Raw genomic sequence first — 23,060 nt, forward strand, 5'->3', positions numbered from 1 at the left:
TTGGATGCCGCCCAACTTGCGTTGAGTAGCTACGGCCATTTCACCAATTTCGCACTGCGAAATTTAATTCCACATCTTGACAGGGAGGGTTATTTTGAAGCACGTCCCTTGTCAACGAGCTCATCAGCAGCAGTAGCGGGTAATGAAACGTCCAGGGAAAAAAGCGGCGACCGATCGCAGCTTCGTCGTCGCACTCTCCCGCGGACTGGATGTGTTGCGCGCATTCCAACCCAATGACGGGCTTCTTGGCAATCAAGAACTCGCCGCCCGTACCAAATTGCCGAAGCCAACCATTTCCCGGCTGACTTACACCCTGACCAAACTCGGTTATCTTACACCCGTTCCGCGCTTCGAAAAGTATCAGCTCGCGCCATCAGCCATGGCGCTGGGGTATGCCGCCCTTGCCAATCTCGGCGTTCGGCATTTGTCCGAGCCTTATCGCGAAGCGCTGATGCGCGAGACCGGCGGTGCCGTAGCCGTCGGCGGACGCGACCGTCACAGCATGATCTATTTCGGCCAGAGCCGCACCGGGCTGCTCGGCGTGCAGCTTGACGTCGGCTCACGCGTTCCGATCGCGACCACCGCGATGGGACGGGCCTATCTCTGGGCCCTGCCCGACGACGAGCGTGCCTCCTTGTTGCGCGAACTGCGCGACCACTACGGCAATCGCTGGCCCAAAATGCGTGACGGCATCGAGCGCGCGGGCGAAATGCTCGCGCGTCACGGATTTACTATCTCTGCCGGCGAATGGCAGGACGATGTGCACGCCGTAGGTGTGCCGCTGAAGCTCAGTGACGGAACCGGACCGTATGCCTTCAATTGCGGCGCGCCTGCTTTCCGTTTCACGGAAGACCGTTTGATCAACGACATTGGACCTCGCCTTGTCACGATGGTAAGGAACATCGAAGCAGCGCTGGGCGGCGCAGCACCACAATCAAAAAAATCAGAGAACAAGAAGTCGAAAGCAGGAGGAAGAGTTGCACGTTTGGCCGAGGGGATCAGATAGCCTTCACCATGACCGGCAAAAACATTTGCGCGGTCATGCCCGCTCCGTGATCAGGGCGGGCGGGACGCGATGACGCAGGCACAGCTCGCGCAGGGCAATGCTCCCCTGCTCGCGGTCCGCGACGTCAGCGTCGTGTTCGGCGGCATCATCGCGCTCAACGGTGTGTCCTTTGACATGCACAAGGGAAACATCCTCGGGCTGATCGGGCCAAACGGCGCCGGCAAGACGACGCTGTTCAATTGCCTCTCCAGACTCTATCAGCCGTCTTCCGGCGACATCCTGATGGAAGGCGCGAGCATCCTGACGCGCCCGCCGCACCGGATCGCCGAGATCGGCATCGGGCGCACCTTCCAGAACGTCGCGCTGTTTCCCAATCTCTCGGTGCTCGACAACGTTCGCGTCGGCACCCACGCCCGCACCTCCAGCGACATCATCTCGGACTCGCTGAAGCTCGCCTGGGTTCGCCGCGGCGAGGCCAAGGTCAACAGGAAGGTTCACGAGATTCTGGACTACCTGGATCTCAATGACGTCGCCCATACCGTGGTCTCGGGCTTGCCGTTCGGCACGCAGAAGCGGGTCGAGCTGGCGCGCGCGCTGGCCGCCGATCCGAAGATCCTGCTGCTTGACGAACCCGCCGGCGGCCTCAACCACGAGGAAGTGTATGTGCTCGGCGATTTGATCCGTCGCATCCGCGACGAGCGCCACATGACCGTGCTGCTGGTCGAACATCACATGGGCCTGGTGATGTCGATCGCCGACCACGTCGTCGCTCTCAACTTCGGCCGCAAGCTCGCCGAGGGAACGCCGGCCCAGGTCCAGGCCGACCCGGATGTCATTAAAGCCTATCTGGGGAGCAAGGACCAATGACCTCGATGCTCAACGTCAAGGACCTCCGCGCCTATTACGGCCAGGTCCAGGCACTTCACGGCCTCTCCTTCGCCCTCAACGAGGGCTCGCTGACTACCCTGCTAGGGGCCAACGGTGCCGGCAAGACCACCACCTTGCGCGCGATCTGCAACATGGTGCGCTCGACCGGAGCGATCGAGTTCGAGGGCAAGCCGCTCTCCGGCCAATCGACCGAAAACGTCGTTCGCCTCGGCATCGCCCATGTACCTCAGGGCCGCGGCACCTTCACCACCATGACGGTGGAGGAAAACCTGCAGCTTGGGGCCATCACCCGCAACGACAGGAAGAACATCGTCTCCGATATCGAGCGCATGTACGACCACTTCCCGGTGCTGAAGGAACGGCATACCCAGCAGGCCGGAACGCTATCCGGCGGCGAGCAGCAAATGCTCGCGGTCGCGCGCGCGCTGATGCTGCGTCCGCGGCTGATGCTGTTGGACGAGCCGTCGTTCGGTCTCGCCCCCTTGATCGTGCGCGACCTGTTCAAGATTCTCGGCAAGATCAACCGCGAAGACAAGGTCACGATCCTGGTGGTCGAGCAGAACGCGCAATTGGCGCTGGAACTCGCCGACCAGGCGTACGTGATCGAAACCGGACGGATTGTGATGTCGGGCAACGCCAAGGACATCGCGACCAACGAAGACGTCCGTAAATCCTATCTCGGCTACTGAGGAGCGCGGCCATGGAGCTATTTACCAACCAAGTCCTGGCCGGCATCGCCACGGGCGCGATCTATGCCTGTATGGCGCTCGCGGTCGTGATGATCTACCAGGCGATCGACCATCTGAATTTCGCTCAGGGCGAAATGGCGATGTTCTCGACGTTCATTTCCTGGCAACTCATGCAGTGGGGCATACCCTACTGGTGGGCGTTCCTGCTCACGCTGGTGATCTCCTTCGCCGGCGGCATCATCATCGAGCGGTTGCTGTTCAAGCCGCTCGCCAAGGCGCCGATCCTCACCAACGTCGCGGGCTTCATCGCGCTATATGGAATCATCAACTCGTTCGCCGGCCTGATCTGGGATTTTACCATCAAGCAATATCCGACGCCATTCGGATCATCACCATTCCTCGGCAGCCAGCTCATCTCGACCCACCAGGCCGGCATGATCGGGGTGACCGTTTTGTTGCTGATCGCCCTTTATCTCTTCTTCCAGTTCACGCGGATCGGGCTTGCGATGCGGGCGGCCGCCGCGCTGCCTGAATCGGCCCGCCTGGTCGGCATCAACACGTCCTGGATGATTGCGTTGGGCTGGGGCATGGCTTCCGCGATTGGAGCGATCGCCGGCATCCTGATCGCACCCGTCGTGTTCCTGGAGCCGAACATGATGTTAGGCGTGCTGCTCTATGGCTTCGCCGCGGCCGTGCTCGGCGGCTTGACCTCACCGCTCGGTGCTGTCGTCGGCGGGTTCCTGGTCGGCATCTTTGAAAATCTCGCTGGGACCTACATTCCCGGCGTCGGTAACGAGCTGAAACTGCCGATCGCGCTTGCGCTGATCATCACCGTATTGGTCTTCAAACCGGCTGGGCTGTTGGGCCGGCCCATCGTGAAGCGAGTTTGATCATGAGCGCTGCTGAAGAAGTCGTCGCAGAAGCCCCGGCCGTCGAGGCCGTTCCAAAGCGAGCCATGACGCTCGGCCTGGGGACCTCGCTCGTGGTACTCGCCGCGCTCGTGCTCGCGCCGCTGTTCGTCAAGAATTTCATCGTCTTTCAGTTGACCCAGTTGCTGTATTTAGGGCTCGCTGTACTGGCGTTGAACATCCTGACCGGCGGAAGCGGCCAGTTCTCGCTCGGTCAAAGCGCGTTTTACGCCATCGGCGCCTACACCTCGGCGATCCTGATGGAATACGCCGGCATGAACTATGCGCTGACGCTGCCCATCGCGGCGCTGATATGCTTCGCCTTCGGCTTCCTGTTCGGGCAGCCGGCGCTGCGGCTTTCCGGCGTCTATCTCGCACTGGCGACGTTTGCGCTCGCCACCGCCATGCCGCAGTTGCTCAAGCTTGGATTTTTCGAGCATTGGACCGGCGGCGTGCAGGGACTGGTCGTGACCAAGCCCGATGCGCCGTTCGGACTGCCGATAGGACAGGACAAGTGGCTATATTACTTCACGTTGGTGATCACGATCGGGATCTACGTCGCCTCGGTCAACCTGCTGCGGTCGCGCTCGGGTCGCGCCTTCATGGCGATCCGCGATAACGAGATCGCGGCTTCCGCCATGGGCATCAACGTCGCGCTGTACAAGACGCTGGCGTTCGGCGTCTCCGCCGCCATCACCGGCGTGGCCGGCGGCCTCGGGGCCATCGCCGTGCAGTTCGTGGCGCCGGATAGCTTCACCATCGTGCTCGCGATCCAGCTATTCCTCGGCATGGTCGTCGGCGGCGTCGGCTGGCTGCCGGGATCGATCGTCGGCTCCGCCTTTATCATCTTCGTGCCGAATATCGCGGAGAGCATCTCCAAGGGCCTCTCCGGCGCGGTGTTCGGCGTGCTCTTGTTTATTGTCATCTTCCTCGTGCCGCATGGCGCAAGGCAGGTCGCAATTGTCGCGCAGCAGATGCTCGGTAAATTGAAGAACTAACTTCACGCCACGGGATCTGTTCGGCGACATCATCAGCGGCGAACTCGGCCATTAACCAATATTCCGCCGGGCGGTAGTTTCCCGGAGCGTCCGACTAAATATCGCCCTCCGCGACGCCGTCGCGGGGGGCTTTTTGTTGCTGGACGCAGCCGAAAGGTATTCAATGAAGCCCAAGAGCCGCCAAGCGCTCCAATCAAAAACAATGACACAGTCACCGATCCCAGGGAGATCAAAAAATGTCCGCCATCAACTTGCGACTGGGAGCCTTTGCGGCCGCCCTCGCATTGCTTGCCGCGACCAGCAGCGGCGCATTTGCACAAAAGAAATACGACACCGGCGCCACCGACACCGAAATCAAAATCGGCAACATCATGCCCTACAGCGGACCAGCTTCCGCTTACGGCGTGATCGGAAAAACCGAAGAGGCCTATTTCAGGAAGATCAACGCCGAGGGCGGCATCAACGGCCGCAAGGTCAACTTCATCAGCTATGACGACGCCTACTCTCCGCCGAAGACGGTGGAGCAGGCGCGCAAGCTGGTCGAGAGCGACGAAGTGCTGCTCGTGTTCAATCCACTGGGCACGCCGCCGAACACGGCGATCCAGAAATACCTGAACACCAAGAAGGTACCGCAACTGTTCGTGGCCACCGGCGCCACCAAGTGGAATGATCCGAAGGAATTTCCGTGGACGATGGGCTGGCAGCCCAATTACCAGAGCGAGGGGCGCGTCTACGCGCAACACGTCCTCAAGGAGAAGCCGGACGGCAAGATCGCCGTTCTCTACCAGAACGACGACTACGGCAAAGACTACTTAAAAGGCTTCAAGGACGGCCTCGGCGCCAAGGCCACATCAATGATCATCATCGAGGAGAGCTACGAGGTAACGCAGCCGACCATCGACTCCAACATCGTCAAGCTGAAGTCGCTGAATGCCGACGTATTCTTCAACGTCACCACGCCGAAGTTCGCCGCCCAGGCGATCAAGAAGATGAACGAAATCGGCTGGAAGCCGCTGCACATCCTCAATAGCGTCTCCGCCTCGATCGGCAGCGTCATGAAACCGGCCGGCTTTGAGAATTCGCAGGGCATCATCTCCTCGCAGTACCTCAAGGATCCGGCAGATGCGGAGTGGAAGAACGATGCGGGCATGAAGGCCTGGACTGAATTCCTGGACAAGTATTACCCTGAGGCTAATCGTGTAGACGCATTCGTGATGTATGGTTACACGGTGGCACAAACCCTGGAGCATGTGTTGAGGTCCAGCGGCGACAATCTCACACGCGAGAACGTCATGAAGCAGGCCGCGAGCATCAAGAACCTCGAGCTCGGAGGCCTGCTGCCGGGCATCAAGGTCAACACGTCGGCGACCGACTTTGCTCCAATCTCGCAAGTGCAACTGATAAGGTTCAAGGGCGACACTTGGGAACGCTTTGGCGAGATTCTCTCGGGCGACGTCGGCGGCTGAGCGCTGCTGCTAGCTCTGCTGAAGATGCAGCCCCTGCGGCTTTTGCCGCAGGGGATTTTTGTTTGTGAGGCTTCCGGCAAGATGCTAATCACGACGCTGTCAAAAGAGCCTCGTTAAGCGGCACGGCTGTTACATTAAGAAATGAAAAGGGAGAGACAGAAATGTCCACAATGAAAAAACTTGCGGTTGCTTCGACCGCGTTTGGATTGCTCGCTGCATCATCGAGCGGCGTTCTCGCGCAGAAGAAATATGATCCCGGCGCGAGCGACACCGAGATCAAGATCGGCAATATCATGCCCTACAGCGGACCGGCTTCCGCCTATGGCGTGATTGCCAAGACCGAGGAAGCCTATTTCAGGAAGATCAACGCGGAAGGCGGCATCAACGGGCGCAAGATCAACTTCATCAGTTATGACGACGCCTACTCTCCGCCGAAAACGGTGGAGCAGGCGCGCAAGCTGGTCGAAAGCGATGAAGTGCTGCTGGTCTTCAATCCGCTGGGCACCCCACCGAACACGGCGATCCAGAAGTACCTGAACAGCAAGAAGGTGCCGCAACTATTCGTCGCCACCGGGGCCACCAAATGGAACGATCCGAAGAGTTTCCCATGGACGATGGGCTGGCAGCCGAACTACCAGAGCGAAACGCAGATTTATGCCAAGTACATCCTGAAGAACAAGCCGGACGCCAAGATCGGGATTCTCTACCAAAACGACGATTACGGTAAGGACTATCTGAAGGGCTTCAAGGACGGGCTCGGCGCCAAGGGCGCATCGATGATCGTGCTGGAGGAAAGCTACGAAGTTTCCGCACCGACGATCGACTCCCACATCGTGAAGCTGAAGGCGAGTGGCGCCGACGTGTTCATCAACATCACCACGCCGAAATTCGCGGCGCAGGCGATCAAGAAGAATGCCGAGATCGGCTGGAAGCCGCTGCACTTTCTCAACAACGTCTCGGCCTCGATCGGCAGCGTGATGAAACCGGCCGGCTTCGAGAACGCGCAGGATATCATCTCGTCCAATTACCTTAAGGATACTTCCGATCCGGAGTGGAAGAACGACCCCGGCATGAAAGCTTTCGACGAATTTCTCGCCAAATACTACCCCGAGGCCAACAGGATCGATAGCTTTGTGATGTACGGCTACACGGTCGCGCAGGGCCTCGTACATGTGCTCAAAGCCAGCGGCGACAATCTCACCCGCGAGAACGTCATGAAGCAGGCAGCCAGCATCAAGAACCTCGAGATCGGCAGCTTGCTGCCGGGTATTCGGGTCAACACCAGCGCTACCGACTTTGCCCCCATTTCGGCGGTCCAGCTTCAGAAGTTCAAAGGTGAGACCTGGGAGCGCTTCGGCGAAGTGATTGATGCCGAGGTCGGCGGCTAATCGCAAAATGCTATCGACCGATTGTTAGCCAGCAACGCCCCCGCGGCCCGTCCGCGGGGGTTTTCTTTTGTAGCGATTGGAGGGATAACAAGACCTCCCGCCCCGTAACAGCCCCGTGCCGATCATGACCGACCGACGTTCCCTCCTGCGTGCGATCTTTGATGCGGCCGTTGCGGCCGCGCATCCCGACGTCGTGCTCTCGGCGCATCTGCGTCCCGCGCCCAAGGGCAAGGTGATCTGCCTCGCCGCAGGCAAGGGCGCTGCAGCGATGGCGGCCGCGGCCGAACGGCACTACCTCGATACACTCGGCCTCGATCCGTCGCGGCTGACCGGCCTTGCCACCACGCGCCACGGCCACGGCGTGCCGACGCGACGCATCAGGGTTGTCGAAGCCGGCCATCCGGTGCCCGACGAAGCCGGGCTGAAAGCCGCCGACGAGACGCTGCGTCTCGCCGTGGAGGCGACTGCGGATGACCTTTTGCTGGTGCTGTTGTCCGGCGGCGGCTCGGCAAACTGGATCGCACCCGCAGATGGCGTTTCGTTCGCACAGAAGCAGCAGGTTAACCGCGCGCTGCTGCGGTCGGGCGCTCCGATCGGCGAGATGAACGTCGTGCGCAAGCATCTGTCGCGGATCAAGGGCGGCCGGCTGGCCCGCGCCGGGCAGCGCGCCGCCGAGATCGTGACGCTTGCGATCTCCGACGTACCGCACGACGATCCGTCCGCGATTGCATCGGGACCGACGGTACCCGATTCTTCCACGCTGGCCGACGCCCGCGCCCTGGTCGCAAAGTATAATCTCACAGTCGACGATGCTGTCAGGCGCGCGCTCGACGATCCCAGGAACGAGAGCTGCAAGCCCGGCGATCCCGCCTTTGCCCGCGCGCAATTCGAGATGATCGCAAAACCGAAGGCTTCTCTCGACGCGGCGATCAAGGTCGCGAAGGACGCAGGGTATGAGGTTGTCGGCCTCGGCGCGGATCTCGAAGGCGAGGCGCGCGAGGTGGCAGCCGATCATGCGCGACTGGCGCTGAAAGCACAGAGCGAGGGCAAACGAACCGCGATCCTGTCGGGCGGCGAGCTCACGGTGACCGTGCGTGGCAATGGCCGCGGCGGTCCCAACCAGGAATATGCGCTGGCGCTGGCGGATCTTCTGAAGGATACGTCCGGCATTGTGGCACTGGCCGCAGACACCGACGGCGCCGACGGCGGCGCCGGTAGCGCGACCGACCCGGCCGGCGCCTTGATCGATCAGGCGACGTTCGCGAAGATGAAGTCGCTCGGCCTCGATCCTGCGGCCTATCTTGCCAACAATGATGCGACCGCGTTCTTTTCGGCCACCGGCGATCTCCTGCTGATCGGCCCGACCCTCACCAACGTCAATGACATCAGGGTGATCTTGGTGGACCCAGCGTAGATCTCCGGGCAGTCCCGGAACCTCGCACGTACCTTAGCGGCATTAACGCTTTGTTGAGCAGTTTGCGAAGAACCCGCGCGCGGTTTGCCTATCTCGAAGGTGCGATTCACCAGCCTGGCATCTAATGGCCGTTCTCCTGGAGGAGGAGAGCCGCCAGTGGCGGCTGGGGAACGCTCGATGACGGATCACATCCCGACAACCGCGCCGCGGTCAGCGCATTTGAGTGCGCGCCTCGAGGACGCGATCAACCATATGTCGCTCGGAATCGTCGTATTCGACGAGAAGCGCGAGGTCGTTTTCTGCAACCGCCGCTACAGGGAGATGTACGGGCTCTCGCCTGAACAGGTGAAGCCGGGAACACCGACCCAGGAACTGATCCGGCACCGGCTGAAACTCGGGCTGAAGGTGCAGGTCGCGGTCGATGATTATATCCGTGAGCGCGTCGGTCGCGACATCGCACTCGACACCACGGTGCAGGAGTTCACCGACGGCAGGATCGTCGCCTACACCGTCTACCCGATGCCGGACGGCGGCGGGATGGCGACCCACGAGGACATCACCGAGCGCGAAGCGCTCAATGCCCGGCTGAAGAAACAATACGAGCTCGGCAAGGAGCAGGAAGAAGCCCTGCGCGTCAGGAACTTCCAGTTCGACACCGCAATCAACAACATGTCGCAGGGGCTTTGCTTCTTCGATTCCGACCATCGCCTGATCGTCTGCAACGATCGCTTCGTGGAGATGTACGACATTGCGCCCGAGCGCGTCAGCCCCGGCATGTCGCTGGTCGAGATCGTCGACCTGCGCTTCGAAGCCGGCAGCTTCCCCGCCATGACGCGCGACGAATATCTGCAATGGCGCACCAACGTGGCGGTTTCCAATGAAGCGAAAGACAGCATCGTCGAACTGAAGAACGGGCGTACCTTCAAGATCCGCCACCGCCCGATGCCCGGCGGCGGCTGGGTCGCGACGCATGAGGACATCACCGAGCAGCGCCAGTCCGAGGTCAAGATCGAATACATGGCGCATCACGATGCGCTGACCGATCTTGCCAATCGGGTGTTGTTGAACGATCGGCTCGAACATGCGCTGGGCAGGGTTTCGGACGGGGAAATGGTGGCCGTCCATCATCTCGATCTCGATCAGTTCAAGGCCGTGAACGATACGTTCGGCCACCCCTGCGGCGACAAATTGCTCAGGAGCGTCGCCGAACGGTTGCGCCGGCTCGTTGGCGATTCCGACACGATCGCGCGGAGGGGCGGCGATGAGTTCGTCATCGTGCAGGCCACGATCTCGGACCCCGCCGATGCCACTTCGCTGGCGCAGCGCGTCATCGATGCGTTGAGCGAGCCCTATGAAATCGATGGCCAGCAGGCCGTGATCGGCGTCAGCATCGGCATTTCGGTCGGTCCCGGCGACGGATCGAACCCCGACAAATTGCTGCGCAATGCCGACCTCGCACTCTACCGCGCCAAGAGCGACGGCCGCAGCACGTTCCGCTTCTTCGAGCCTGCGATGGACCTGCAGATGCAGACCCGCCGCATCCTGGAGCAGGATCTGCGCAAGGCGCTGCCGGCGGGCGAGTTCGAACTGCATTACCAGCCGGTCGTCAACTTGGCGAGCAAGGAAATCAGCGGCTTCGAGGCGCTGATACGCTGGAATCATCCAACCAAGGGAATGATCTCGCCGGCCGCCTTCATCCCGCTGGCCGAAGAGATCGGCTTCATCGTGCCGATGGGCGAGTGGGTCATCAGGCAGGCTTGTGCCACCGCCGCGCTATGGCCCGACAACCTTCACGTCGCCGTCAATATTTCAGCGATCCAGTTTCGCAGTCCCGGCCTGATGCCGGTGATCGTCGGCGCGCTCGCCGCCTCCGGTCTCGCGCCGACGCGGCTGGAGATCGAAATCACCGAGAGCGTGTTGCTCCACAACAAGGAAGCGACGCTCGCGCTGCTGCATCAGTTGCGCGCGCTCGGAATCCGGATCGCCATGGACGATTTCGGCACCGGATATTCGTCGCTGACTTATTTGCAAAGCTTTCCGTTCGACAAGATCAAGATCGACCGCTCGTTCGTCAAGAACATCACCGAGAATTCGAGCTCGCTAAACATCGTGCGCGCGGTTGCCGCGCTCGCCAATGGAATGGGCATGACGGCGACCGCCGAGGGTGTCGAAACCGCGGAGCAACTCCACAGCATCGCATCCGAGGGATGCACGGAAATGCAAGGCTTCCTGTTCAGCAAGCCGCTTCCCGCCGCCGAGATCGAGCGGCAGTTTCTGTCGGGCGGGGGCCGCGAGGGGCTCAAGGCCGCATCGTCGCGGCGTGATTGCACGGTTCGTCATTCCGGAGCGCGCGAAGCGCGAATCCGGAATGACGGTGTTAGTCCCTCAAAACTCCGCCGCGATCTTCGACAGCATTTCGAGCAGCGCGACGCGGTTGGCGGGACCCAGCAACTCGTTGAGACGCGCCTCGTGCTTGCTGGCAACGAGCTTTTTGGCGCGCGCCAGCACCGCCCTTCCCTTGTCCGTCAGAACCAGGATGTGCGAGCGACGGTCGTTGGTCGAGCGCATCCGGGCGCAGAGGCCGCGGCTCTCCAGCGCATCCAGCATCGAGACGAAATTCGGCCTGAGGATGCCGAGCGTGTTGGCGATTTCGGTCTGGTTGCGCCCGGGATTGCGATCGAGCAACAATAGCACCGAGAATTGCGCCGGCGTCAGTTGCAGCGGCGCGACACAGCGCAGGAAGTCCTCGAATACCTTGAGCTGCGCGCGCTTGAGCGAATAGCCGAGCAGGTCGGCCAGCTCGCCCAGTTGCAGCCCGGCATTCTCCGCGGCGCCATCGGCGATTTCCTTGCCGTTGCCGCGCGACGACTTGACGACATCGGTCGCTGCCTTGGAAACTGTCATGGCGTGAGGCTCGCCCCGAAAAAGCTCGGCCGGTTGACCGGGCCTTGATGTTATATTTGATAATTGTTATTGGATATATCAAATATCGGCGCCTTTCAACTGCCGAGATATGGGACGGCCGGCGGACCGCGACAGGTCAGGACCGGCGACGCTTTTAGGGGGAGCGCCAGTCTTGAATACGACGATCATGCTGTTCCTGCTGCAGGACGGCATCACCAATGGCGCGATCTATGCGCTGCTCGGGCTTGCGCTGGTGCTGGTGTTTGCCGTCACCCGCGTCATCCTGATTCCGCAGGGCGAATTCGTGACCTTCGGCGCGCTGAGCTACGCCATGCTGGCAACCGGTCAGGTGCCGGGCACCGCAAAGCTGGCGATGGCCATGGGCGTGGTCGCGTTCGGCCTCGACCTGTTTGAGGCGCGGCGATCGCTACGGCCCAAGCGGGTCGCGGGCGCCTTTGCCCTCAACATCGCTCTCCCCGCCGCGATCCTGGCCCTGACCTACGGCCTTGCCGGTCCCAAGACCCCGATTGCGGTCAACATCGCGCTGTCGCTTTTGATCGTCGCGGCGATCGGGCTGTTCCTCTACCGCATCGCGTTTCAACCGATCGCCCATACCTCGGTGCTGGTGCTGCTGATCGCCTCCGTCGGCTGTCATCTGGCGCTGCAGGGCCTGGGCCTCGTGTTCTTCGGTGCCGAGGGCCTGCGCGGGCCGGCGCTGTCGAATGCCGCGCTGACGATCGGCCCACTGCGCTTCACCGGCCAGAGCCTTGCTGTGTACGGTCTAACCGTCGCCTTCATTGTCGCGCTCTGGCTGTTCTTCGGCTTCACGCTGATGGGCAAGGCGTTGCGCGCTACCGCCGTCAACCGCCTCGGCGCCCGCCTCGTCGGCATCCGCACCACGCTATCGGGGCAGATTGCTTTCCTGCTGGCATCCCTGATCGGCGCGATTTCCGGGATCCTGATCGTGCCAATCACCACGCTCTATTACGACACCGGCTTCCTGATCGGCCTGAAAGGTTTTATTGCCGCGATCATCGGCGGGCTCGTCAGCTATCCGCTTACGGCCGTCGCAGCCTTGCTGGTCGGCAGCGTCGAGGCATTCTCATCGTTCTACGCCAGCAATTTCAAGGAGGTCATCGTCTTTACGCTGATCCTTCCCGTGCTGGTGCTGCGTTCGCTTGCAGCGCCCGCGGTCGAGGAAGAGAAGGATTGACGACGATGAACCAGCGCACCCCTCTCATCATCTTCGCGCTCGTGATGGCAACGATCCCGTTTATTCCGGGCATCCCGCCATTCTGGATCGTGCTGCTCAACAATATCGGCCTCGCCGCACTGGTGGCGATGGGCCTCGTGCTCTTGACCGGCGTCGGCGGCCTCACCTCGTTCGGCCAAGCCGCCTTCTGCGGTTTCGGCGCCTACACCACGGCGGTATTGACCACGGCCTATGGTGTCTCGCCATGGCTGACGCTGCCTCTCTCGCTGGTGGTCAGCGGCATCGCCGCGGTCCTGCTCGGCATCGTCACGGTACGGCTGTCCGGCCATTATCTGCCGCTCGGCACCATCGCCTGGGGCATCGGCCTATTTTACCTGTTCAGCAAGCTGGAATTCCTCGGCCGCAATGACGGCATCTCCGGCATCCCGCCGCTCTCGATCGGCAATTTCCGGATGCTCGATCCCGGCACGATCTATTTCGCGATCTGGATCGCGGTGCTGGTCTCGGCGCTCCTCACCATCAACCTCCTGGACTCCCGCACCGGCCGCGCGATCCGCGCGCTGCGGCGCGGGCATATCGCCGGCGAAGCGTTCGGCGTGCAGACGCCGCGCGCCAAGCTTCTGGTATTCATCTATGCGGCGGTGCTCGCGGGCTTGTCCGGCTGGCTCTATGCGCATTTCCAGCGCGCCGCCAATCCGACGCCGTTCGGCGCGCAGGCCGGCATCGAATATCTGTTCATCGCAGTGGTCGGCGGCGCCGGCTATGTCTGGGGCGCGGTGCTCGGCGCCGGCATCGTCGTGATCCTCAAGGAGATCCTGCAAAGCTATCTGCCCTATATCTTCGGCGGCCAGAGCCAGCTCGAGACCATCGTGTTCGGCATCCTGCTGGTCGTTCTGCTGCAGCTCGCGCCGACCGGCGTCTGGCCCTGGCTGATGTCGCGACTGCCGATCCAACCGGGCCGCAGGATGCCCGATGCGTCGCTTCCGCTTGCCACGCCCGTGCGCGCACAGGCTTCGTCCGCCGTCCTGCTGCAGATCGAGAAGGCGCGCAAGCAGTTCGGCGGCGTGATTGCCGTCAACGACGTCTCCTTCGACGTCCAGGCCCGCGAGATCGTCGCCCTGATCGGCCCCAACGGCGCCGGCAAGAGCACGACCTTTAACTTGATCACGGGCGTGCTGACGACCACCGGCGGCACCATCTCGGTGCTCGGCAACAAGGTCGACAACGCTCCGCCGCAGGAGGTTGTCAAACTCGGCGTCGCGCGCACCTTCCAGCATGTCAAGCTGGTCCCCGACATGACCGTGCTGGAGAACGTCGCGATCGGTGCGCATTTGCGGGGGTCTGCGGGAGCGATCTCCAGCATGCTCCGGCTCGACCGGGCCAACGAGGCGAAATTGCTGGCGGAAGCCGCCCGCCAGATCGAGCGCGTCGGCTTGGGCGACCAGATCGACCAGTTGGCGGGAAGCCTGTCGCTCGGCCAGCAGCGCATTGTCGAGATTGCACGCGCGCTGTGCGTCGATCCATTGCTGCTGCTGCTCGACGAGCCGGCCGCGGGACTGCGCCACATGGAAAAGCAGCGGCTCGCTGCCCTGCTCCGTCAACTGCGCGACGGCGGCATGTCAGTGCTGCTGGTCGAGCACGACATGGGTTTTGTGATGGATCTCGCCGACCGCGTCGTGGTGCTGGATTTCGGCACCAAGATCGCCGAGGGCACGCCGGATGCGATCAAGACCAATCCCGATGTGATCAAGGCCTATCTCGGAGCTACCGCATGAGTGCGCTGTTATCGGTCTCCGACGCCCACGTTTCCTACGGCAAGGTCGAAGCCGTGCGCTCGGTTTCGCTCGACGTCGCCGACGATGAGATCGTCACCATCATCGGCGCCAACGGCGCCGGCAAGACCACGCTGCTGAATGCCATCATGGGCGTGCTGCCGCTCAAGGGCGCCACCGCCTTCGCCGGCACCGACATGACCCCGCTCGACATCGAGGATCGCGTCGCGGCGGGCCTCTGTCTCGTGCCGGAGCACCGCGAATTGTTCGGCACCATGAATGTCGAGGACAATCTGCAGCTCGGCGCCTTCCGGATTCCGAAGGCAACCGCGGCAAGGTCGTTCGAGCGGGTCTACACGCTGTTTCCGCGGCTCAAGGAGCGGCGCAAGCAATTGGCCGGCACGCTCTCCGGCGGCGAGCAGCAGATGCTGGCGATGGGTCGCGCCCTGATGGGCGCGCCAAAACTGTTGATGCTGGACGAACCGAGCCTTGGTCTCGCGCCGATCATCGTGGCCGACATCTTCCGCACCATCGGTGAGTTGCGGGCGGCCGGCGTCTCGGTGCTGCTGGTCGAACAGAATGCGCAAGCGGCGCTTAAAATCGCCGATCGCGCCTACGTCATGGAACTCGGCGAATTCATCCTGTCCGGATCGGCCAAGGATATCGCCAGCAACCAGCGCGTCGCGGCGAGCTATCTCGGCTTCCAGCACGAGGGCGTAAGCGGGATTTAGGGACTGGATGGGCGCGCTTCCGCGCAGCCCATCTAGCCTGTCAGACCTCATCTATGAGGGTCACGATCTCACTTCGCCGGGACGTACTTACCGTCCTTCACGGTCAGGATGATGCGCGAGCGGTCGTCGAGGCCGTAGCGATCCTTTTCGGTGAAGTTGTAGACGCCTTGGCTTGCCGCGATTTCCTTCTCCGAGATCAGCGCCAGACGGATCGCCTCGCGGAATTCCGGCGTGCCCGGCTTGGCCTTCTTCAGCGCCACCGGTATCACGCGCTTGAGCACCTCAAAGGCGTCGTAGGAATGGCCGGCGAACTGGCTGCGGCTGTTGGCACCATACTTGGCTTCGTAGGCGGTGTTGAGCGCGAGACCCGGCTTCTTGGTCAGCGCGCTGTCGGGCTGGGACTCCGGCGACATCACCGGACCGGAAGCCATGATCACGCCTTCCGCCGCAGGACCCGCGATGCGGATGAAGTCCATGCTGGCGGCGCCGTGGGTCTGGTAGATCAGGCCCTTGTAGCCGCGCTCGCGCAGCGTGGTCTGCGGCAGCGCCGCTGCGGTGCCGGAAGCGCCGATGAGAACGGCGTCGGGATTGGCGGCGACCAGCTTCAGCACCTGGCCGGCGACCGACGTATCCGGACGGGCAAAGCGCTCTTCGGTCGCCATGGTCAGGCCCATGGGCACGGCCTGGGTCTTGAAGTCGTTGACCCAGAGATCACCGTAGGAATCGGAGTAGCCGATGTAGCCCACTGTCTTGATGCCGTGCGCCTTCATGTGCTCGTACAGCACCTTGCCCATGATCGGGATCGGCTGCGGCATCGCGACCGACCACTTCATGCGCGCCTCGTTGATCGGGAGCGGCGCCAGGCCGAAATGCGGAATCCCCGCCTCGTTCGCAACCGTGGAGACCGCAACCGTCGGAGGTGTTGTCGAGGAGCCCATGATGATGTCGGCCTTCGACTCGGTGACGAAGCGCCGTGCATTGGTGGTAGCCGTGGTCGGATCGCCGCCGTCATCGAGCACGATGATCTTGATCGGCACGCCGCCGATTTCCTTCGGCACGAAATCGAGCGAGTTGCGTTCGGGAATGCCCAGCGCCGCCGCGGGCCCGGTCGTGGTGACGGTGATGCCGATCGTGATTTCATTGGTCTGTGCAATGACCGGCGCCCCCGGCAGGGCGAGGGCCGCGATGACGGCCGCCGCGGACAGAAAAGCCTTCTTCATTCATTCCTCCCTTGGATTATTATCTGCAGTCTTAAGCAAAACCGGGCCCTTAATTCAGCCCCTTCTTTAGGTCATGCCGGATAGTAAGTCAGCCCCGCATGAAACGCTCGATGATCTCCGGCGGCATCGGCGCCGATTTCAGCTTCGCGGGATCGTCCGGGTGCTTGCCGACCAGCACGCGGGTTTCGAACGCCTCGATCGCCAATGCCTCATCCTTGAACACGTTGTGGACCACCTCGAAGCTGGAGCGCTTGAAGCTCTCGATCCGGCTTTCGATCCGGATCCAGTCGCCATGGGTGGACGGGATATGAAATTTGGCCCTTGTGTCGACCATGGGAATGCCGACGAGGCCATATTTGCGGATGAGATCCTGTTTCGAAAAGCCGGCGGCTTCGAACATGATCGAGGTGGAATCGTCGAACATCGCGAAATAACGCGGGTAGTAAACGATGTTGGCGGGGTCGCAATCGCCCCACTGGATCTGCACATCGCGCCGGTTGACAAACATGGGATGAAATACCCTAGCGCGGCGCCATGCGAAGCGCGGCATCGAGCCGCACTACTTCGCCGTTCAGATAAGGGTTGTCGATCATGTGCAGCGCGAGCGAGGCAAACTCGTCGGCCTGGCCGAGGCGGCGCGGGAACGGGATCGAGGCGGCAAGCGAATCCTGCGCTTCCTGCGGCAGGTTGGCGAGCAGCGGCGTGAGGAACAGGCCCGGCGCGATGGTCAGCACGCGAATCCCGAACTGCGCCAGTTCGCGCGCGATCGGCAGCGTCATGGCGACGATGCCGCCCTTGGAAGCCGAATAGGCCGACTGACCGATCTGGCCGTCATAGGCCGCGACCGAGGCGGTCGAGATCACCACGCCGCGCTCGCCGGTCGCAAGCGGCTCGAGCTTCGACATCGGAGCGGTCGCCAACCGCAGCATGTTGAACGAGCCGATCAGGTTGACCTTGATCACCTTGTCGAAATCGCCGAGCGCCATCGGGCCGTCCTTGCCGATCACGCGCTTGGCGACGCCGATGCCGGCGCAGTTCACCAGCACGCGCGCCGGACCATGGGCCGCCGCCGCCTTCGCGATCGCGGCTTCCGCGGAGGCGGCATCGGAAACGTCGCAGATCACGGCGACGCCGCCGATCTCGGCCGCGACGGCCTCTGCCAGGCTGGCGTTGAGATCGCAGACTGCGACCTTGGCGCCCTGCGCCGCGAGGCGGCGCGCGGTCGCCGCGCCCAATCCCGATGCGCCGCCGGTGACGATGGCGGCCTGGTCCTTCAACTGCATGGTGCTCTCCCTGACAAGCTTTGCACGAATTCGGTTACAGCGTGATCACCTGCGCTGGTGGCGCGGGCGAATAGATCTCCTCGATCAGCGCGCTGCGGTTCTCCAGAACCGCGCGCTGGTTGATCGAACCCTTGTCGGTGACCTCGCCGCGATCGATCGACAGCGGCGTATCGAGCAGCACCGCGCGCGTGATCCTGGTCGATGAACCCGTTGCGCCCGCGACGAGCTTCTCAAAGCGTTCGCGGAAGGCCGCGACGATCAGCGGATCGGACGCCGCAGCAGCGAGGTCGTCTTGCGGAAGCGTCGGATTGATCAGGCGGCACCCGTCGAGGTCGAGCACCACCAGCGCCGATATTTCGTCGCGGTTAATGCCGGCAATGACGACGTCTCGCACCAGCGGCGCGCAGCCCGCGACGAAGCGCGCCCGTAACGGGCCGACGCTGACCCAGGTGCCGCTGGCAAGCTTGAAGTCCTCACCGATGCGGCCGTCGAAATCGAAGCCGGCGTCGAAATCATCTGCAACGGCCGGCTTGAGCGCATCGCCCATCTTGTAGAAGCCTTCCTCATCGAAAGCCTTCGCCGTCATATCGGGCTGACGCCAATAGCCGGGCATCACGTTCGGCCCCTTGGCGCGAACCTCCAGCTTGCCATTATTGGGCACGAGTTTCGCATCATTGCCCAAAACCGGCAGCCCGACATGGCCGGAGCGGCTGGTCACCGGATTGACCGACATGAAGAACGGCGCAGTCTCGGTGGCACCAAGCCCGGTCAGCATCGGCACGCGATAGCCGGTTTCCTGGACCGACAATTCGTCGAGGCTGTTCCAGACGAAGGCCGACAGCGCCGCGCCCGAAAAGAACATCGCATGCAGCCGCGCAAAGAACTTTTTGCGCAAGGCCGAATCGTCGCGCAGATAGGGCAACAGCGATTCATAGCCCTTGGGCACGTTGAAATAGACCGTCGGCGAAATCTCCCGGAGATTGCGCACGGTCTCCTCGATGCCGCCGGGCATCGGCTTGCCCTCGTCGAGATACATCGAGCCGCCATTATAGAGCGTCAGCCCGATATTGTGATTGCCGCCGAAGGTGTGATTCCACGGCAGCCAGTCAACGATGACCGGCGGCTCGTCCTTCAGGAACGCCAGCGTCTCGCGCAGCATCACCTGATTGGCGCAGATCATGCGTTGCGTGTTGATCACGGCCTTCGGGTTGCCGGTCGAGCCCGACGTCAGCAGGAACTTTGCGATCGTGTCCGGGCCGATCGCCTCGTGCGCCGCGTCGAGCCGCGGATGCAGTGGCGTCGCCATCAGATCTGCAAGCGTCGTGACATCGCGGCCGGGCACCACCGCACCGCGCGAGGCGGCGATCTCGGTCCCGAACGACACATTGGCGGCGAGCGCATCGGCGAATTTCGTCGCGTCGTCGACGAACACGAGGCCGGGAGTCAACAGCTTCATCAGATAGCTGAGCTTGCCGTAGTCGCGCGATACCAGCGAATAGGCCGGCGATACCGGACAGAAGGGAATGCCGGCATAGAGCGCGCCGAACGCTATGAGCGCATGATCGACCGAGTTGCCGGACAGGATGACGACTGGCCTTTCTGCCGAAAGGCCGCGCGTCAGCAGCGCAGACGCGATATGCCGCGACGACGTCAACAGCTCCGCATAGGTGATCTGCCGCCAGCCCCGTGCCGCGTTGCGCTCCGCCATGAAGACCCGATCGGGCGCCGCTGCGGCCCAATGATGCAGCCGATCGGTGATGCGCACCGGATAGTCGCGCAACTGCGCTTTCGGGCGCAGATAGATGGTGCCGTCGTCGCGGCGCTCGACATGCACCGCGGGCGTGCCGAACGAGATCGGGCGCAGCGGATGACCGGCGCGCGCGGCTGAATCGGTCGAGGCGGACATGCTGGGCTTGGCGCTCATGTCAGGTCGGCTTCACCTTTGCGGTCTTGTGGTCGAGAAACGCACGAATGCGGCGCTTGGCCTCTTTGTCGCTTTGCGCCACGGTTGCCATCAGGGATTCCATCAGCAGACCAGTTTGCGGGTTGGCCTCCGCGATCATCGGCAGCGCCTGCAGCACCGCAAAATTGGTCAGCGGCGCGTTCGCCGCCACGCGTTCCGCCAGTTCCAGCGCCTTCGGCAGTGCGCCGCCGGCCTCGGTGAGGTATTGCGAGAAGCCGTAGGCCGAGCCTTCGGTCGCCGAATAGACCCGCCCCGTGAGCATCATGTCGATCATCCGCGCCACCCCGATCAGCCGCGGCAGCCGCACCGATCCGCCGCCGCCGACGAAGATGCCGCGCTGGCCTTCGGGCAGCGCGAAATAGGCCGATGGTTCGGCGACGCGGATATGCGCGGCGCAGGCCAGCTCCAGCCCGCCGCCGATCACCGCGCCCCTCAGCGCCGCGATTACGGGGACCCGGCTATACTGGATGCGATCGAACACCCGGTGCCACATCTGCGAATGGCGCAGGCCCTCAGTGGCGTCGTGCTCGGTCAGTTCGGACAGGTCAAGGCCGGAAGAAAAATGGTCGCCGACGCCATGGATGACCACCGCGCCTGTGCCATCGGGGAGATTGGAGAAGCAATCCTGGATCGCGAGGATGATGCCGTCGTTCAGTGCATTGCGCTTGGCCGGACGGTTGAGGCCCACGGTCAGCACCGCGCCCTTCTGCTCGATCTTGAGCAGGTCGGATTGACCCGCGGTGGCGGTGGAAGCGTTTCCCATGGGGTTATATTGTTTCCTCTCGAGAATAGTTATGTTTTATAACGATTTTGGCGCGAGTCAATATGACGTTTGCTTACCCTCCCCTGGAGGGGGAGGGTAAGAAACCCCGCTCACAGCACCTGATGCACGTCGATGACGACGCGGTCGGCGTGGCGGGCGGCGGAGGCGATGAAGAGGTTTTGCATCAGCCAGCGATATTCTCTGCACCCGTCTCGAATTTCGGCACGGTGCGGAAATAGATCAGCTTTGGATCGACCGGCTCGCCGCGCTTGAGCTTCTGCAGGAGTTCGACCGGACCGAAGCGCAGGCCCTTGTTCTCGACATAGACCACCGCACCGTCGTCGGTCTCGAAGGCGTATTTGGCTTCCAGCTCGATCAATTCGTTCGGGCGGATGATCTGGAAGTCCGCCCCGAAGGGAAGAACCTTGCCGTTGATCCTCTCCCCCTTCACCTCGCCGCCGATGATCGGAATGATCCGGCGCACGCCGGTGCCGATCTCGCCGACCGAAGTCACCTCGCCGATCCGGGCCGTGATGGTGAAGACGTATCTGGTCTCAAGCTGCGGGCTCATCGGCGCCACCCATGCTCTATCCGGCCATGCGCTGCGGCAGCCACAGTGCCAGTAGTGGAAATGCGATCAGGATCACCAGCCGGATCAAGTCCGTCACCACGAAAGGCATCACGCCACGGAAGATCGTGGAGAACGACACGTCCTTGACGACGCTCTTGATGACAAAGACATTCATGCCAATCGGCGGAGAGATGAGGCCAAGTTCTACCGTCATCACGATGATGACGCCGAACCAGATCGGATCAAAACCGAGGTGCACGATCACTGGAAAGATGATCGGCACCGTCAGGATGATCATGGCCATGGCATCCATCAGGCAGCCCAGCACCAAATACATCACCATGATCAGCGCCAGGATGCCGTAGGGACCGAGCCCGAGGCCGGTGAGCAGTTCCGTCACCTTCTGCGGAGTCTGCGTCACCGTCAGGAAATAACCGAAGATCAGCGCGCCAATCAGCACCGTGAACACCGCGGCTGCGGTGCGGGTCGCCTGCAGTAACGAGCCCAGGATCTTTTGCTTGTCCAGCCTTCCCGTCACTATGCCAATCAGGAACGCACCGGTGGCGCCGACGCCGCCTGCCTCCGTCGGCGTAAAGCGCGGCAGAAATGGCAGGCCGTACAGCCCACCGATCACGAAGATGAACAGCAGCACCGGCGCCCAGATGTTCTTCAGGCCGGCCAAGCGATCGCGCCATTTGGTTCGCGGACCCGCCGGCAGGAAGTCCGGCCGGAACCAGCCGATCAGCGAAATCGTAAGCATGTACATGGCAATGGCGAGCAGGCCGGGGATGATGCCGGCGATGAACAGCTTGCCGATATCCTGTTCGGTAATGATGCCGTAGACGGCGAGCACCGTCGATGGCGGTAACATGGCGCCCAACGTGCCGCCGGCCGCGATCACGCCGGTGGCAAAGGATTGCGGATAGCCATAGCGCCGCATTTCCGGATAGGCGACGGCCGAGAACGTCGCGGCAGTCGCCACCGACGAGCCGCAGATCGCGGCAAAACCGCCGCAGGCCCCGACGGTAGCAATGCCAAGCCCGCCGCGCAGATGGCCGACAAAGCCGTTGGCGGCGCGGAACAGTTCGCGGCTCATGCCGGAATTGCTGACGAATGCTCCCATCAAGAGGAACATCGGAATCACGCCGAAGGTGTAGTCGGTCACCGTGCGCATCGAGGTCTGGCCAACCATCTTGAGCGCCGGCGTGAAGCCGACCACATAACCGAAGCCACAGACGCCGACGAGGCCCATCGCCATGCCGACCGGCACGCGCAGCAGCATCAGCACGAAGAGCGCGACAAATCCCAGAACCGCGACGGTATCGGTGTTCATCCCGTCCTACTCCACGGTCTTGATCTTGGCGTCATGGATGTCTTCCGGATGGAAGACCAGCCGCCAGGTGCGGATCGCAATCAGGAGCACAGCGGCGGCGTCGCCGGCCCAGGCGATCGCGAAGAACGGCCAGGTTGGCATATGCACTTCATACGTCAGGACATTGTCGTTGTAGGTGCCGCGCACCTTGTCGAACAGGGTATAGGTCTGCGCGGTGACGACGAACAGCAGCACCAGCGTCGCGAACACGTCGATCATGCGCTGGTATTTTGGACCGACATTGGCCCAGATCAGATCGACCGTGATGTGGCCGCCGCGATAGCTGGTCGCGGCGATGCCCCAGAAGATCAGGATGCCGAGCAGCATGCGCCCGATGTCGAACGAATCCGGGATCGCGTAGTTCAGCGTGTTGCGTAAGAGGACGCCGATGAAGATGTTGAGCGCCACGATGCCGACAAAGCCGGCGGCGATCCATTCGATCGTATCGATGAAACGATCCATCCACGCGCGATTCATGTCCGCTCCGAACGGCTGGCAATGGCGGGAGTAA

General features: G+C 62.4%; 19 protein-coding genes and 2 pseudogenes. 12 read left to right on the top strand and 9 right to left on the bottom strand.

Annotated features, from left to right (window positions below; all coding sequences use genetic code 11):
• The first annotated feature begins 142 nt into the window (after positions 1-142).
• The 9 genes and pseudogenes from V1290_RS15625 to V1290_RS15665 form a co-directional block, all read left to right on the top strand.
• Positions 143-1,006, top strand: a complete 864-nt coding sequence (locus tag V1290_RS15625) for an IclR family transcriptional regulator (RefSeq protein ID WP_334365238.1) — start codon at positions 143-145, stop codon at positions 1,004-1,006.
• A 69-nt stretch (positions 1,007-1,075) separates the two neighbouring features.
• Positions 1,076-1,873, top strand: coding sequence for an ABC transporter ATP-binding protein (locus tag V1290_RS15630; RefSeq protein ID WP_334365239.1), 798 nt, complete (start codon positions 1,076-1,078; stop codon positions 1,871-1,873).
• Positions 1,870-2,583 (top strand): ABC transporter ATP-binding protein, encoded by a 714-nt coding sequence (locus V1290_RS15635; RefSeq protein ID WP_334365240.1) that lies wholly within the window; start codon positions 1,870-1,872, stop codon positions 2,581-2,583. Before V1290_RS15630 ends, V1290_RS15635 begins: the two co-directional genes overlap by 4 nt.
• Positions 2,584-2,594: 11 nt before the next feature.
• Positions 2,595-3,473 carry a branched-chain amino acid ABC transporter permease gene (locus V1290_RS15640; protein WP_334365242.1) on the top strand — a complete coding sequence of 293 codons (879 nt, stop codon included), beginning with the start codon at positions 2,595-2,597 and terminating at the stop codon, positions 3,471-3,473.
• 2 nt (positions 3,474-3,475) lie between these two features.
• The gene (locus V1290_RS15645; RefSeq protein WP_334365243.1) at positions 3,476-4,489 is read left to right on the top strand and encodes a branched-chain amino acid ABC transporter permease; all 1,014 of its coding nucleotides are present in this window, start codon (positions 3,476-3,478) and stop codon (positions 4,487-4,489) included.
• A gap of 236 nt (positions 4,490-4,725) precedes the next feature.
• Positions 4,726-5,955, top strand: coding sequence for an ABC transporter substrate-binding protein (locus V1290_RS15650; protein ID WP_334365244.1), 1,230 nt, complete (start codon positions 4,726-4,728; stop codon positions 5,953-5,955).
• A 161-nt stretch (positions 5,956-6,116) separates the two neighbouring features.
• Positions 6,117-7,343, top strand: a complete 1,227-nt coding sequence (locus V1290_RS15655; RefSeq protein ID WP_334365245.1) for an ABC transporter substrate-binding protein — start codon at positions 6,117-6,119, stop codon at positions 7,341-7,343.
• Between the two features lie 124 nt (positions 7,344-7,467).
• Positions 7,468-8,757: a glycerate kinase type-2 family protein gene (locus tag V1290_RS15660; protein WP_334365246.1), complete on the top strand. Its 1,290-nt coding sequence runs from the start codon at positions 7,468-7,470 to the stop codon at positions 8,755-8,757.
• 177 nt (positions 8,758-8,934) lie between these two features.
• A pseudogene (locus V1290_RS15665) lies at positions 8,935-10,989 on the top strand (EAL domain-containing protein); the annotation flags it as partial.
• 153 nt (positions 10,990-11,142) lie between these two features.
• Here the strand turns inward: V1290_RS15665 and V1290_RS15670 are convergent.
• Positions 11,143-11,661, bottom strand: a complete 519-nt coding sequence (locus V1290_RS15670) for a MarR family winged helix-turn-helix transcriptional regulator (RefSeq protein WP_334365247.1) — start codon at positions 11,659-11,661, stop codon at positions 11,143-11,145.
• 172 nt (positions 11,662-11,833) lie between these two features.
• Here V1290_RS15670 and V1290_RS15675 point away from each other — a divergent pair, with 172 nt between their 5' ends.
• The 3 genes from V1290_RS15675 to V1290_RS15685 are packed head-to-tail and all read left to right on the top strand — an operon-like array spanning position 11,834 to position 15,377.
• The gene (locus V1290_RS15675; RefSeq protein WP_334365248.1) at positions 11,834-12,874 is read left to right on the top strand and encodes a branched-chain amino acid ABC transporter permease; all 1,041 of its coding nucleotides are present in this window, start codon (positions 11,834-11,836) and stop codon (positions 12,872-12,874) included.
• A 5-nt stretch (positions 12,875-12,879) separates the two neighbouring features.
• Positions 12,880-14,649 carry a branched-chain amino acid ABC transporter ATP-binding protein/permease gene (locus tag V1290_RS15680; RefSeq protein ID WP_334365250.1) on the top strand — a complete coding sequence of 590 codons (1,770 nt, stop codon included), beginning with the start codon at positions 12,880-12,882 and terminating at the stop codon, positions 14,647-14,649.
• Positions 14,646-15,377: an ABC transporter ATP-binding protein gene (locus V1290_RS15685; RefSeq protein ID WP_334365251.1), complete on the top strand. Its 732-nt coding sequence runs from the start codon at positions 14,646-14,648 to the stop codon at positions 15,375-15,377. The genes V1290_RS15680 and V1290_RS15685 overlap by 4 nt, the downstream gene beginning before the upstream one ends.
• A 68-nt stretch (positions 15,378-15,445) precedes the next feature.
• Here the strand turns inward: V1290_RS15685 and V1290_RS15690 are convergent, their stop codons facing one another.
• From V1290_RS15690 to V1290_RS15725, 8 genes and pseudogenes are all read right to left on the bottom strand, one after another.
• Entirely contained in the window at positions 15,446-16,597 is a 1,152-nt protein-coding gene (locus tag V1290_RS15690; RefSeq protein WP_334365252.1) for an ABC transporter substrate-binding protein, read from the bottom strand.
• An 88-nt stretch (positions 16,598-16,685) separates the two neighbouring features.
• Positions 16,686-17,105 carry an acyl-CoA thioesterase gene (locus V1290_RS15695; RefSeq protein ID WP_334365253.1) on the bottom strand — a complete coding sequence of 140 codons (420 nt, stop codon included), beginning with the start codon at positions 17,103-17,105 and terminating at the stop codon, positions 16,686-16,688.
• 13 nt (positions 17,106-17,118) lie between these two features.
• Positions 17,119-17,880: an SDR family NAD(P)-dependent oxidoreductase gene (locus V1290_RS15700; RefSeq protein ID WP_213248619.1), complete on the bottom strand. Its 762-nt coding sequence runs from the start codon at positions 17,878-17,880 to the stop codon at positions 17,119-17,121.
• Positions 17,881-17,914: 34 nt separating this feature from the next.
• Positions 17,915-19,804 (bottom strand): feruloyl-CoA synthase, encoded by a 1,890-nt coding sequence (locus V1290_RS15705; protein ID WP_334365254.1) that lies wholly within the window; start codon positions 19,802-19,804, stop codon positions 17,915-17,917.
• Between the two features lies 1 nt (position 19,805).
• Positions 19,806-20,606, bottom strand: a complete 801-nt coding sequence (locus V1290_RS15710) for a crotonase/enoyl-CoA hydratase family protein (protein ID WP_334365256.1) — start codon at positions 20,604-20,606, stop codon at positions 19,806-19,808.
• A 110-nt stretch (positions 20,607-20,716) separates the two neighbouring features.
• A pseudogene (locus tag V1290_RS15715) lies at positions 20,717-21,177 on the bottom strand (DUF3237 domain-containing protein).
• A 16-nt stretch (positions 21,178-21,193) separates the two neighbouring features.
• Positions 21,194-22,510 (bottom strand): TRAP transporter large permease, encoded by a 1,317-nt coding sequence (locus V1290_RS15720; protein WP_334365258.1) that lies wholly within the window; start codon positions 22,508-22,510, stop codon positions 21,194-21,196.
• Between the two features lie 6 nt (positions 22,511-22,516).
• Complete coding sequence (locus V1290_RS15725; protein WP_334365259.1) at positions 22,517-23,026, bottom strand: TRAP transporter small permease; 510 nt, start codon at positions 23,024-23,026, stop codon at positions 22,517-22,519.
• Positions 23,027-23,060: the final 34 nt, after the last annotated feature.

Source organism: Bradyrhizobium sp. AZCC 1578, from assembly GCF_036924675.1.
GTDB lineage: Bacteria > Pseudomonadota > Alphaproteobacteria > Rhizobiales > Xanthobacteraceae > Bradyrhizobium.